Source organism: Amycolatopsis sp. 195334CR (genome assembly GCF_017309385.1).
Lineage (GTDB): Bacteria > Actinomycetota > Actinomycetes > Mycobacteriales > Pseudonocardiaceae > Amycolatopsis.
This window is the reverse complement of sequence record NZ_JAFJMJ010000003.1, coordinates 102,379-115,698: the sequence shown is the minus strand read 5'-3', so window position 1 is coordinate 115,698 and position 13,320 is coordinate 102,379. Positions and strand designations below refer to the sequence as shown.

The window sequence follows — 13,320 nt, the reverse complement described above, 5'->3', positions numbered from 1 at the left end:
CGAACGTACGGTTCCACTGCCGGATCACTGGCCGTGCGCGAACGCCCGAGTGCCGCCTAACCTTGGACCCGCGGATGCGGCCTGGGGGCCGGGATGCGGGATGCGCCCGTCATCTGGCGACGTCGTCACGGGCCGTGCCGTGCCTAGGGAGGACCAGTTGGTCGAGCGGACGGAAGTCCCCGGCGACTCCGGCGTGCTCATCGGCCGGAGCGGTGAACTGGGGGCCCTGGCCCGGCTGGCCGCGGCCGCGCGCGACGGCGAGGCGGGCCTGGTCGTCCTTTCCGGACCGAGCGGGATCGGCAAGTCCAGTCTGCTGCGGGCGTTCACCGCCCAGGCGGCCGCCGACGGCATGCGGGTGCTGCACGGCACCTGCGGGGAAGTGGTGGCGGGCACCGGGTACGGCGGCGCGCAGGCGTTGTTCGGTTCGCTGGAACTGACCGGCGATTCGCCGCTGCTGCGCGGCGGCGCCCGGCGGGCACTGGTGGCGCTGGCCGACGAACCCGGCGACCCGAGTTCCACCGGCGCCGACTACCCGGCGCTGCACGGGCTCTACTGGCTCGCGGTGAACCTGATGGCCGACGGCCCGCTGGTGCTCGCGCTGGACGACGTGCACTGGTGCGACGAGCGGTCGCTGCGCTGGCTGGAGTTCCTGATGCGGCGGGCGGACACGCTGCCGCTGCTGGTGGTGCTGGCGCTGCGCACCGAGATCGAACCGGTCGCGCCGGGCGCGCTGGCCGACATCTCCGCCCAGCCGCGCTCGCTCACCGTCGGGGTGGGACCGCTGGCCGACGCCGACGTGGCCACCATGATCGGCCGCGAGTTCCCCGGCCGGCCCGACGAGTCCTTTGTGCACAACGCGGCGGTGGTCTCCGGCGGCAACCCGCTGGTGCTCACCCGGCTGCTGCAGGAACTGCGCGAGCTCGGCGTGGCCGCCGACCGCGAAGGGGCCCGGCGGGTCACCGAGGTCGGGCGGTACGTGGTGGCCACCTCGGTGCGCGCCACATTGGACAGCAAACCGGACTGGGTGCGCGACATCGCGATCGCCGTGGCCGTGCTCGGCGACCACGGCGAGGAACTGCTCGGCGCACTGGCCGGGGTGCCATCGGCGCAGGTGGAAACCGCGCTGGAAGTGCTGCGGGGCGCGGACATCCTGGCCGCCGACCGGATCGAGCCGGTGCACGACGTGGTGCGCTCGGCGGTGCTCGACTCGATCAGCCCGGCCGATCTCGCCGCGCTGCGCGTGCGGGCGGCCAGCCTGCTCAGCGACGCCGGCCGCCCGGCCGAGGACGTGGCGAACCTGCTGCTGCTGGTACCGGACGTGACCCAGCCGTGGATGGCGGGCGTGCTGCGCGCGGCCGCCGCGCGCGCCGAGCTGCGGGGCGCGCCCGAGGCCGCGATCCGTTACCTGTACCGGGTTCTGGAGGCCGAGCCGGAGAGCGTGCCGGTCCGGCTGCAGCTGGCGCGGTCGCTGGTCGAGATCGACCCGCCGAAGGGCGCGGCCCTGCTGCGTGAAGCACTGGTGCTGGCGCTGGACGTGCGCACCAGGGCGATGGTCGCGGTGCAGTTCGGCATGACCTGCCTCCACGTGCAGTCCTCCCCGGAAGCCGTGCGGGTGCTCAGCGAGGTGCTCGACGCACTGGACCTGGAACTGGGCCCGGACCCCGATCCGGCCGACCGCGAACTGCGCACCCACGTCGAATCGGCGCTGCTGCTCACCGGCGTGGACGAGAAGGCCACCATCGCGCCGATCCGCGAGCGGGTGGCCAAGATGACGCCGCCGCCAGGGGACACCCCGGCGCAGCGGCAGCTGCTCGGCACGATGACCGTGGTGACCGCGATGGACGGCACCTCCCCGGAACTGGCGGTGGAGCAGGCGCGGCGGGCGATGCGCGCGCCCGGCGTCACGCTCGGCGGCTGGTCGCTGCTGTCCTCGGCGCTGGCGCTCAGCTTCGCCGACGAGGTGGGCGACTGCATGGACGCGCTCGAGCGCGTGCTCGACCACGCCAGGGAGAACGCGGCCGTGCGCACCTACGTGCTCACGCTGTCCTTCCGCGCGTTCATCATGCACGGGCTGGGCGAACTGGCCGACGCGATCTCCGACGCCCAGGTCTCGCTCGACGTCAGCCGCGGCGAGCCGTGGGGGGACGCGGTGACCATGCCGCCGACCGCGCTCGCCGCCGGGCTGATCGACCGCGGCGAGCCGGTCCGCGCCGAGGAACTGCTGGCCGGGGTGGTCCGCACCGACCTGGACCGGTTCGTCTGGGAGTACCACTGGTTCCTGATGACCCGCGCGCGGGCGCGCTGGGCCCTCGGCGACGCCGACACCGCGTTGTCGCTGTTCGACGAGTGCGGGCGCTCGCTGACCGACGCCGGGCTGGTGAACCCGGCGTTCGTGCCGTGGTGGGTGGAGTCGGCGTGCGTGCTGGCCGACACCCGCCGCCCCGGCGACGCGGCCGGGATCGTCGACCACGGCGAGGAACTGGCCCGGCGCTGGGGCACGCCGCGCGTGCTCGGGCTGGCCGCGCTGGCCCGCGGGGTGATCACCCCGGGCACCGCCGGGATCGACCTGCTCGCCGAAGCCGCCGCGCTGCTGGCGCGCTCGCCCGCCCGGCTGGAGCAGGCGCGCGCCGAATTCCGGCTGGGGCAGGCGTTGCTGGAGGCCGGGTATTCCGAACGCGCGCGCGGGCACCTGCGGACCGCCGCCGACCTGGCCCGCCGGTGCGGGGCGCTGGCGCTGGCGCGCTCGGCCCGCCGCGGGCTGCTCGCCGCGGGCGGGCGGATGCGCGAGATCACCGAATCGCCGGTCGACATGCTCACCGGGACCGAGCGCAAGGTGGCCGCGCTGGCGGTGGCCGGGTCCAGCAACCGGATGATCGCCGAATCCCTGTTCGTCACCGTGCGCACGGTCGAATCGCACCTGACCAACGTCTACCGCAAGCTCGGCGTCGGGTCGCGGGCCGAACTCGACACCGCGCTGGCCGACATGCCCGCCTCGCTCGGCGGCCCGGTGAAGCGGGTGCTCTCGTGAGCGGAGACCGCCACGCCGACCTGTTCGGCCTCGAACGCGACGCCGAGCGGAACGCGCTGACCGCGGTGCTCGGCGCGCTCGACCGCGGAACTCCTTCCGTGGTCACGATTTCCGGGGCGCCCGGGCTCGGCCAGCTCGACCTGCTGCGGTGGATCGCGCGGCTGGCCTCCGGTCAGGGCGTGCGGGTGCTGTGGGCGCGGGCGGCGCCGGCCGAGCACACCCTGCGCTACGGCGTGCTGGCCCAGCTGCTCACCCCGCTCGTGCCCGGGGTGCGCGACCTGCTGGCCGGGCCGGACCAGCTGCCGGGCCTGCCCGAACTGCTGCGGGCCGCGCGCACCCGGCCGACCATGGTGATCGTCGAGGACGGGCAGTGGCTCGACCCCGAGTCCTCGGCGTGGTTGCAGGCACTGGTGCGGCGGCTGCCGGGCACCCGGATCGCCATGCTCGCCAGCACCGGCGGGACCTGCGGGGACTGCGGTTCGGTGTCCGGGCTGGCCGGGAACAGCCAGGTCAACGTCACCGAGATGCTGCTCGCGCCGCTGAGCGCGGCCGGAGTGGCGGACGCGGTCGAACTGGTCTGCGGTACCCGGGGAGACGACGAGTTCTGCGCCGCCGCGCTGGCTGCCACCGGCGGGAACCCTTTGCTGCTCAAGGAAGTACTCGGTGAGTTCCGCTGCCGGGGTGGCACGCCGGTGGCCGCCGGGGTGCCGCGGTTGCGGGCGATCGGCGAGTCGGCCTTGGGCGACTACGCCACCCGTGTCCTGGATGGACTGTCCGAAGAGGCCATCTCGGTGCTGCGCGCGGTCGCGGTCTGCGGTGCGGTGCTGGACTTCCCGCTGGTCTGCCGGCTGGCCGGGGAACCCGGCCTGCACGAGTCGCGGATCCGGTCGATCATCGCCTCCAGCGGGCTCACCGTCGAGGCGGGGGAGCGGTTGCGCGTGCGCGCCCCGGTGGTGGCGGCCAGGGTGCTGGAGAGCATGCCCGGTGCCGAGCGCGCCGACCTGCACGCGCGGGCCGCCGAACTCGCCTACCGGGCCGACGTGCGCGACGCCGACGTGGCGCGGATCCTGTTGTGGGCCGGGCCGATCGGCACCAACTGGGTGGTGCACCTGCTGCGCCGGAGCTTCGTCTCGGCGTTGCGGGACGGCGAGGACGGCCAGGCGATCGCGTACCTCAACCGCGCACTCGACGAGCCGCTGGAACCACTGGCCCGGGCGCGGCTGAGCTTCGAACTCGCCTCGGTGCAGGTGGGCCGGATGCCGGTGGCCAGCGACCGGCGGCTGAGCGAACTCGCCGCCACGCCGGGCCGCGAGTTCGCCGCGCTGCGGTTGCGCGCGGTCGACGCCAAGCTCAGCCGGGGCGACAGCCACTGGGCGCGCCGGGTCTCCGCCGAGGCGGTGCTCGCCGAGCACGAGTCCGAAAAGGACGGGATGCTGGCGCTGTACTGGATGTCCGAGCAGACCCGTCAGGACGACGGCGAGCCGATGGTGCCGGAGATGCCCTCGCTGCCGGACCACCCGCTGGACACCGCGCAGGCCGGGGCGCGGGCGTGGCAGCTGGCCGCGTCGGCGAACGACCTGCAGGCCACCAGGGTGCTCGCCCGGCGGGCGCTGCGCCGGGAGGATTCGCGCCCGCTGCTGGTGATGCCGAGGCTGTCCGCCTGCCGCGCGCTGATCCTCACCGACGACCTGGAAGAGGCGGAGGTCCAGCTGAACGCGCTGCTCGCCGACGTGCAGCGCGAGCACCTGCGCGCGGGCACGGCGCGGGTGCTCGCCGCGCGCGCCGAGCTGAGCATGCGCATCGGGCGCAACGACGTGGCCGAACGGGACCTGGCCGCCGCCGAGCGCGCGCTGCCGCTGAGCGGCTGGCACCCGAACGTGGCCTCCTACCCGATCTCGCTGCAGATCTGCATTCACGTCCAATATGGACGGCTGGACCGGGCCAGGGAACTACTCGGCCGGGCGCGCCCGGCCGAGGGCGCCTTCTCCGCCTACTTCATGTTCGCCAGGGGCCTGCTGTCGCTGGCCGAGGGCAGGCCGGTGGACGCGCTGGACATGTTCCGCGAGTGCGGCAGGCGGTTGCTGCGCCAGCACATCGTCAACCCGGGGCTGCTGCCGTGGCGCTCGGTCGCGGCCGGCGCGGCCGCCGCGCTGGGCCAGGTCAAGGAAGCACAGCAGCTGAGCCTGGAGGAGTGGACGCTCGCCGAGAAGTGGGGCGCGCCGAGCGCGCTGGGCTGGGCGGAGATGGGCTTTTCCCGGCTGTCCGGCGAACACCGGATCGGCCGGGCCCGCGAGGCGCTGCGCGTGCTGCGGGGGTTCCGGCTGAGCCCGGTCTACACGCTGGCCCTGCTGGAGGTCGCCGCCGCCGAACTGGACGACGGCGATCCGGCCGAGGTGCCGCCGCTGCTGGCCGAGGCCTCCGCACTGGCCACCATCCACCGGTCGCACTGGCTCACCACGCGCCTGCGGGAGCTGAGCGAGCGCGCGGGCAGCGGCCCGCCCGCACCGGTTTCGCCGATCTGGACCTCGCTGTCCGAACCGGAGCGTAAGGTCGCCGTCATGGTCGCCCGCGGTCGGGTCAACGGTGAGATCGCCGAGTCCCTCTCGGTCACCAAGCGGACCGTGGAGCGGCGGCTGAGCTGCGTCTACCGCAAGCTGGGCATCAGCGGGCGGGAGGAGCTCGGCGCGCTGGTCCGGTCGATGGAGGGATTCTGAAACCGATGTTGCTCGAGCGGGACGCCGAACTCGCGCTGGTGGCCAAGGCGCTGCGCGCGGCGACGGCGGGCGAGTCCGCGCTGATCCTGCTGCGCGGCCCGCTGGGCATCGGCCGATCCGCGCTGCTGCAGCGGCTTCCCGGGGTGACCGGCACCGAGGCGGTCCGCGTGCTGCGCGCGCACGCGGCGCCGATGGAACAGGACTTCGCCTTCGGCGTGGTCCGGCAGTTGTTCGACAGCCTGCTGGCGGGCACGCCGGAGGAGACCCACGAGCACTGGCTGCAGGAGCGCGCCGGGTTCGCCAAGCTGGTCTTCGCCGACGACGCCGTGCCCGCCGCCGAATCCCGTGACGTGGCCCAGTCCGAGGCCGTGCTGCACGGGTTGTGCACGCTGCTGGCCAACGTCGGCGAGGAAACCCCGCTGTTGCTGCTGGTCGACGACCTCCAGTGGGCGGACGTGCCGTCGCTGCGCTGGTTCGCCTACCTCGCGCGCCGGTTGCCGGGGCTGCGGGTGGTGGTGGTCTGCACGCTGCGCGACGGGGATCCGCGCGCGCAGCACGCGCTGGTGCGCGAAGTGGCCGACGCGGCCACCCGCGTGCTCACCCCGGCGCCGCTTTCCTTCGAGGCCACCAGGGAAGTCATCCTCGGGCACTTCGGCGAGGAGGGCGACGACGAGTTCGCCAGCGCCTGCCACGAGGCCTCCGCCGGCAATCCGCTGTTCCTGAACTCCGTGCTGTTCAGCCTGGTCGCCACCGGCTGCCGCCCGGAAGCCGCGCAGGCACCGCAACTGCGCACGCAGCGGCCGTCGAAACTGCGCGAGCGCGTGGAAAGCGGGCTGCGCAACCAGCCGCGGCCGGTGCGGGACCTGGCCGCGGCCATCGCCACCTTCGGCGAACAGGGCGATCCCGAGCTGATCGCGCGGCTGGCCGGGCTCGACGCGATCGGCTTCGCCGGCGCGCTGCGCTCGCTGCACCAGCTCGGCCTGCTGGCCACCGAGCAGGAACCGCGCTTCTTCCACCGCGTGGTGCAGGACGCGGTCGAGGCCTCGATGACCGTGGTCGAGCGCGAACGGCTGCACGATTCGGCCGCCGCCCTGCTCTACCGGTTCGGCGCGCCGGCCGAGCAGGTGGCCGCGCAGCTGATGGCGGTGACCGTGTCGCGGCAGCCGTGGTCGGTGGTGGTGCTGCGGGCCGCCGCCGACACCGCGCTGCGCCGGGGCGCGCCGGACACCGCCGCCCGCTACCTGCGGCGCGCGCTGCTGGACAGCTCCACCGAGGGCGAGGACCGCGCGCGGCTGCTGATCGACCTGGCCACCGCCGAACGCGGGTTCGACCCGGCCGCCTGCGAACGCCACGTGTCCCAGGCGGTGCCGCTGCTGACCACCCCGCGCGACCGCGCCGCGGCCGTGCTGCGCATCGCGCCGACCGTGCTCGGCGCGCCACCGGCGTCGATGATCGACCTGATCGGGCAGGTGGCCGGCGACCTCGGCAGTGCGGACACTTTGGACGGTTCGGCACGGGAGATCGCGCTGCGCCTGGAAGCCCGCCTGCGCCACGCCGGGCACGAGGACCCGGCGGAGCTGGCCTCGGCCAGCGAACGGCTGCGCGGCCTCGGTGACAGCCCGCCGATGCGCTCGGGGGCCGAACGCGAGCTGATCGTCGTGCTGCTGCACGCCGCCACGATCAGCTCGCGGCGCCCCGCCGCCGAACTGGCCTCGCTGGCGAACCGCATCCTGGAGCGCGAACCGGCCACCCCCTCGCACGTGCACACCGCGCTGCCGCTGCTGGTGCTCACCCTGATCGCGGCGGATTCGGTGCAGGGCATCAGTTCCTGGCTCTCCATCGAGCGGCAGGCACGCCGCCAGCAGGTGACCGTGGCCGACGCGCTGGTGCACGTGGAGCATTCGCTCGTGCTGACCGCGCGCGGCAGGCTGCCCGCCGCGCGCGAGCAGGCCGAGCGCGCGATGCAGCTGGTCGACGCCGACTGGCACGAGGTCAGCGCGTGCGCCATGGTCTCGCTCGCCGCGGTGGCGCTGGAACTGCGTGACATCGAGCTGAGCAAGCGGATCGTCAGCGGGGTGGGCAGGCGGCGCGGGGAGAGCCTGAGCCTGACCGCGGTGGCGCAGATCCTGGAGTCGGCGGTGGACGCCCACCAGGGCCAGTGGGTCAGCGCGCTGGACGGGCTGCTCACCGTGGGCAGGCTGCTGGAGGCGTCGGGCTGGCGCAATTCCTCGCTGTACCCGTGGCGGCCGTGGGCGATCAGCCTGCACCAGCGGCTCGGCGACGGCCCGTCGGCGCTGGCGCTGGCCGAGGAGGAGCACGCCTGGGCCGAATCGTGGGGCGCGGCCTCGGCGATCGGGCGGGCGCTGCGGTTGCAGGGCTGGCTGCACGGCGGTGACCGAGGGCTGGACCTGCTGCGGGACGCGGTCGGCACGCTGCGCGGCTCGGCCAACGACCTGGAACTGGCGCGGGCGCTGATCCTGCTCGGCCGTCGGCTGGGGGACACTCCCGAGGCCGCCGCCGCGTTGCGCGAGGGCGCCGAACTGGCCACCGCCTGCGGGGCGAACTGGCTGGTGGAACGCGCCCGGCCGGGGTCGGCGGGCAAGGCGGCCGCCCCGCCGCCGAAGGTGTCGCTGACCCGGACCGAGCGCCGGGTGGCCGAACTGGCCGGGACCGGGCTGACCAACGCCGAGATCGCCGAGCGGCTCGGGGTCTCCTCGCGCGCGGTGGAAAAGCACCTGACGAATTCCTACCGCAAGCTCGGCGTGGCCGGGCGGGCCGGGCTGGCCGAGGCGATCTCGGCCGCCGCACCCGACGCGGGTTGACGAATAATTCCAGTGCCCGCCTGGTGCCGCAGCTCACTTACCAGCTAGGGAAGTTCTCGCGTTTCCCGCCGGTAAACTTAATGGCAATCAGCCCGTTCCAAGCGTGATTCCACCGCTGTCGCTATTCCCTCGGTCCACCGCCCGCATGGTTCGGTGTCGGTACCGACGGTGTCGGTGGTACGGTTCGGTCGACCCGGGACAGCCCAGGTGAACGGCCGGATTCGCGCCGGTGGGAGCGGGGTTCGGGCGGACCGACCGTACCGAACCACCGGCACCGCCGGTGTCGCCCCGTACTACTTCGACAAGTTCCCACAGGCTTCTCCACCAGTTACCGCCTTCATTGACGCCCCGCTCTTTCGGTGGATAGTTTTCAATACGACTTGACGGCGTAGAGCGCTCTAAGAAACGCGGGGCGGGAACTCGCCGCCGGACTCGGGTGCCAGCGATCGAAACACTGTTTTTGAACACCGTTTCGAAATGGCGATCGGCGGCGTCGGTTCTTTGACGAGCGAAGGGATGGGCAGTCACCATGACGAGTGCAGCACTCGCGGAAGCCGGCCGGGCACCGGTCCGCGGTCTGGAGCACGAACTGACCGTGGACACCGAGGCCCAGGCGCACGCCGAGAAGTCCGGGCTGATGGTGTGCCTGGACTCCGCGCTGCGGATCCAGCAGGCGAACCAGGAGTTCTTCCGCCAGTTCGGAATGGCTTCGGCGGACGTGTGCGGCCGGGGGTTCACCGAGCTGGTGCACCCGAGCATGCAGCAGGCGCTGCGGCGGCAGTTCGCCGGGCTGGTCGAGGGCAAGCGCCACCGCTTCGCCGCGCACGTGGTGCTGGTGCGCGCGGGCGGGGTGGCCTTCCCGGCGACGCTGACCGGGGTGGCGGTGCGCGGCGGGGCGGCCGAGGTCGGTGGGTCCACCACCATCCTGGTGATGATGCGGCCGGCGCAGGGCGTCGCCGACGCCGGTGTGGTGACCAACCGCAAGAAGATCCTGTCCGAAATGGACGCCCGGATCCTGGAGGGCATCGCGGCCGGGTTCTCCACCATTCCGCTGGCTTCGCGGCTGTACCTGAGCAGGCAGGGCGTGGAGTACCACGTCAGCGGCCTGCTCCGGAAGCTGAAGGTGCCCAACCGCGCCGCGCTGGTCTCGCGCGCGTACTCGATGGGCGTGCTCAACGTCGGCATCTGGCCGCCCAAGGTGGTCGACGACTTCGTCAAGTAGGGCTGTCCCGGACCGGAGGCCGCGACCCGGTGGGTCGTGGCCTCCTCCCACGTCCGGGGGACGACCTTTCCGGCCGCTAACGATCAGGTAACCGGGAGCTTGTGGGTTGCCGCACAGACCCCGGGGGGTGTGGGCGGTTTGCCGGAGTCAGGGGTACCGTCGGCCGGGTGGGGCAGCTTCGGACGCGAGTGAGTGCCTGGCTGGCACGCCGGTATCTCAGCAGGGTGCGCAAAAAGGGATTCGACCTGTCGAAGCTGGGCATGTTCCCGGATTCGGCACTGATGCCGCTGCGGCGCAACGGGCTCGACCCGGTGCCGGAGCTGGCCCGGCTGCGCGAACGCGAGCCGATCAGCAAGCTGGACATCCCGTTCGGGGTGAACGTGTGGCTGGTCTCCGGGCACGAGGAGGCCAAGGCGGTGCTCGCCGATGCCACCCGGTTCAGCAACGACTTCAACAACCTGGTCGGGGAGGCGGGCGCGAGCGCCGAAGCCAACCCCGGCGGGCTCGGGTTCGCCGACCCGCCGGTGCACACGCGGCTGCGCAAGCTGCTCACCCCCGAATTCACCATGCGGCGGCTGTCGCGGCTCAAGCCCGGTATCGCCAGGATCATCGAGGAACGGCTGGACGCGATCGAGGCCGCCTCGGCGCACGGTCCGGTGGACCTGGTGCAGGAGTTCGCGCTGCCGATCCCGTCGCTGGTGATCTGCGAGCTGCTCGGCGTGCCGTACGAGGACCGCGACGAGTTCCAGCACCTGAGCGTGGCGCGGTTCGACCTGTTCAGCGGGGCGGAGGCCTCGTTCGGGGCGATCTCGGAATCGCTGGAGTACCTGCTCGGCGTGGTCCGCAAGCAGCGGGAGAACCCCGGTGACGGGCTGCTCGGCCAGATCATCAAGGAACACGGCGACGAGGTCGGCGACCGGGAACTGGCCGGGCTCGCCGACGGCGTGCTGACCGGCGGGTTCGAGACGACCGCCAGCATGCTGGCACTCGGCGCGCTGGTGCTGCTGCAGGACCAGGAGACCTTCAAGCGCGTCCACGACGACGCCGACGACGGGGCCGCGATCAACGGGTTCGTCGAGGAGGCGCTGCGCCACCTGACCGTGGTGCAGGCCGCGTTCCCGCGCTTCGCCAGGGAGGACCTGGAGATCGGCGGGGTGCGGATCGGCGAGGGCGACGTGGTGGTGGTGTCGCTGAGCGCGGCGAACCGGGACCCGCAGTTCGGGCCGGCGCTGGAGGACTTCGACGCCTTCCGCAGCCCGACCTCGCACGTGGCCTTCGGGCACGGCGTGCACCGCTGCATCGGCGCCGAGCTGGCCAGGATGGAGTTGCGCGCGGCCTACCCGGCGCTGGTCCGGCGGTTCCCCGAGCTGCGCCTGGCCGTCCCGGCGCAGGAGCTGGCGTTCCGGAAGGTGTCGGTGGTCTACGGGGTCGAGTCGCTGCCGGTGCTCGTCTGAGTCAGCGCACCGCCGTGCACGGCCAGTTCGACCGTCTCGTACAGGCGTAGCACCTCGCCGACGCCGGTGGCTTCCAGTGCGCGGCGCACCGCGCGGGTGGCACCGGCCACCCGGAACTCCACCCCGCGTTCGGCGGTCTCCTGCTGCACCATGACCAGGGTGGCGATGCCGCTGCTGCCGAGGAACTCGACCGCGGACAGGTCGGCGACCAGCACCTCCGGCGGGGAGTGCAGGGCGGCGGCCAGTGCGGTGTCCCAGGTGGTGAGCGTGCCGAGGTCGATCTCGCCGGCCGCGCTGACCACGGCGACGCCCGCGGCCGGGCGGGCGGTTCGCACGGCCAAGGTGGTGGCGGTTCGCTCCACGGCAGCACCTCGCTGGGGTGTGTGCGCACGATCGCTCATCGTGACGGCTTTCCCCAGCACGGTACGGGGCCGGGCAGCCGCCGACAAGACGAGCCCGCCCCTGCCCGGCGGCGGCCGATCACCGTCTCTATGCTCCGGCCATGGCCAGGTACTTCGACGTGCACCCCGAGAACCCCCAGCGCCGGGCGATCAGCCAGGTCGTGCGGCTGATCACCGAAGACGGCCTGATCGCCTACCCGACCGACTCCTGCTACGCGCTGGGCTGCCGGCTGGGCAACAAGAACGGGATCGACCGGATCAAGGAGATCCGCGGCCTCGACGACAAGCACCACTTCACCCTGGTCTGCCAGGACTTCGCCCAGCTCGGGCAGTTCGTGCACGTCAGCAACGCGGTGTTCCGCCTGGTCAAGGCGTCGACGCCGGGTAGCTACACGTTCATCCTGCCGGCCACGAAGGAGGTGCCGCGGCGGCTGATGCACCCGAAGAAGAAGACCGTCGGCGTGCGCATCCCCGAGCACGTGGTCACCCAGGCGCTGGTCGCCGAACTGGGGGAGCCGCTGCTGTCGAGCACGCTCCTGCTGCCCGACTCCGAGGAGCCGATGACCCAGGGCTGGGAGATCAAGGAGCGGCTGGACCACCAGGTCGACGCGGTGCTGGACTCCGGCGAGTGCGGGACCGAGCCGACCACGGTGATCGACCTGTCCGGCGGCGAGCCGGAGATCGTGCGGCGCGGGGCGGGCGACACAGCCCGGTTCGAGTGAGCTGTGTTTTCCTGAACGCATGGACCTCGATTCAGCCGCCGCCGAGCTGTACGCCGGATCGCGGGAGGAGTTCACCGGCCGCCGCAACGAGCTGGCGGCCGAGGCCCGCAAGGCGGGCGAGAAGGACCTGGCGGCGCGGATCAAGGAACTGCGCAAGCCGACCAGTTCGGCGTGGCTGGCGAACCGGCTGGTGGTCGCGCACCCGGACGAGATCGGCGAGCTGACCGAACTGGGCGAGTCGTTGCGCGAGGCGCACCGGTCGCTGGCCAGTGACGACATCCGGGAGCTTTCCCACCGCCGCCGCGAGCAGATCAACCGGCTGCTCGGGCTGGCGCGCGAAGTGGCGCGGACCGAGGGCGTCGCGATGAGCGAGTCGATCACGCGGGAGATCGAGAGTTCCCTCGAAGCGGCGGTGGCGGGGGAGGAGGCCGCCGCGCAGCTGACCGCGGCCCGGCTGAGCACGGCGCTGACCCCGGACATGACCGACATGTGGCTGATGGCCGCGTCCACCGCGCCTTCGCCCGCGCCCGCGCGGGAGAAACCCAAGCCGGAGAAGAAAAAGCCGGTGCACGACGAGCTGGCCGCCAAGCGCGCGGAGGCCGAACGCCGTCGCCGCGAGGAACGCGCCCACGCCGAGGAACGGGCCAAGCGCACCGCCGCCGAACGGGACGACGCCGCCCGCGAACTGTCCGATTTGGAATCCGAGGCCGCGGAACTGGGCACCCGCGTGGAAAACCTCGAAACGGAACTGGCGAAACTGAAGCAGAAACACCGCGAGGTCCGCAAAGCCGTCGCGGTGGCGGAGAAAACCCTGGAAAAGGCGACCGGCGCGGCGGGGGCCGCGGAACGGGCGCTGTCCTCGCTGCCGCAGCCTTGACGGTGCGAATTTCCGCCGGCCGGCCTTTCTCGGCCTGCCCGCAACGGACCGCCGTGGCACGGATGCCACGGCGGTCGGTC

General features: G+C 72.9%; 8 protein-coding genes. 7 read left to right on the top strand and 1 reads right to left on the bottom strand.

Translation table 11 applies throughout. The features are described 5' to 3' along the window. Positions 1-157: 157 nt before the first annotated feature. From JYK18_RS37595 to JYK18_RS37575, 5 genes are all read left to right on the top strand, one after another. A complete protein-coding gene (locus JYK18_RS37595; RefSeq protein ID WP_206808495.1) occupies positions 158-3,028 on the top strand; it encodes a LuxR family transcriptional regulator in 2,871 nt (956 codons plus the stop codon). Continuing rightward, positions 3,025-5,742: a LuxR family transcriptional regulator gene (locus JYK18_RS37590; RefSeq protein WP_206808493.1), complete on the top strand. Its 2,718-nt coding sequence runs from the start codon at positions 3,025-3,027 to the stop codon at positions 5,740-5,742. Before JYK18_RS37595 ends, JYK18_RS37590 begins: the two co-directional genes overlap by 4 nt. Before the next feature lie 5 nt (positions 5,743-5,747). Then, positions 5,748-8,564, top strand: a complete 2,817-nt coding sequence (locus JYK18_RS37585; RefSeq protein WP_206808491.1) for an AAA family ATPase — start codon at positions 5,748-5,750, stop codon at positions 8,562-8,564. Between the two features lie 529 nt (positions 8,565-9,093). Further along, entirely contained in the window at positions 9,094-9,786 is a 693-nt protein-coding gene (locus JYK18_RS37580) for a LuxR C-terminal-related transcriptional regulator (RefSeq protein ID WP_206808489.1), read from the top strand. 167 nt (positions 9,787-9,953) lie between these two features. After that, complete coding sequence (locus JYK18_RS37575) at positions 9,954-11,240, top strand: cytochrome P450 (protein WP_206808488.1); 1,287 nt, start codon at positions 9,954-9,956, stop codon at positions 11,238-11,240. Here JYK18_RS37575 and JYK18_RS37570 read toward each other — a convergent pair. After that, positions 11,207-11,602, bottom strand: a complete 396-nt coding sequence (locus JYK18_RS37570; RefSeq protein WP_206808487.1) for an STAS domain-containing protein — start codon at positions 11,600-11,602, stop codon at positions 11,207-11,209. The two genes, JYK18_RS37575 and JYK18_RS37570, sit on opposite strands and share 34 nt — an antisense overlap. Positions 11,603-11,742: 140 nt before the next feature. Between JYK18_RS37570 and JYK18_RS37565 the strand changes: the two genes are divergently transcribed. Further along, the gene (locus JYK18_RS37565; RefSeq protein ID WP_206808481.1) at positions 11,743-12,363 is read left to right on the top strand and encodes an L-threonylcarbamoyladenylate synthase; all 621 of its coding nucleotides are present in this window, start codon (positions 11,743-11,745) and stop codon (positions 12,361-12,363) included. 19 nt (positions 12,364-12,382) lie between these two features. Next, positions 12,383-13,240, top strand: coding sequence for a hypothetical protein (locus JYK18_RS37560; protein WP_206808478.1), 858 nt, complete (start codon positions 12,383-12,385; stop codon positions 13,238-13,240). Positions 13,241-13,320 lie beyond the last annotated feature (80 nt).

Excerpts from the sequence above, each read along its gene's own strand:
- JYK18_RS37585 (WP_206808491.1), top strand. The coding sequence starts at position 5,748 with ATGTTGCTCGAGCGGGACGCCGAACTCGCGCTGGTGGCCAAGGCGCTG.
- JYK18_RS37580 (WP_206808489.1), top strand. The coding sequence starts at position 9,094 with ATGACGAGTGCAGCACTCGCGGAAGCCGGCCGGGCACCGGTCCGCGGT.
- JYK18_RS37565 (WP_206808481.1), top strand. The coding sequence starts at position 11,743 with ATGGCCAGGTACTTCGACGTGCACCCCGAGAACCCCCAGCGCCGGGCG.
- JYK18_RS37560 (WP_206808478.1), top strand. The coding sequence starts at position 12,383 with ATGGACCTCGATTCAGCCGCCGCCGAGCTGTACGCCGGATCGCGGGAG.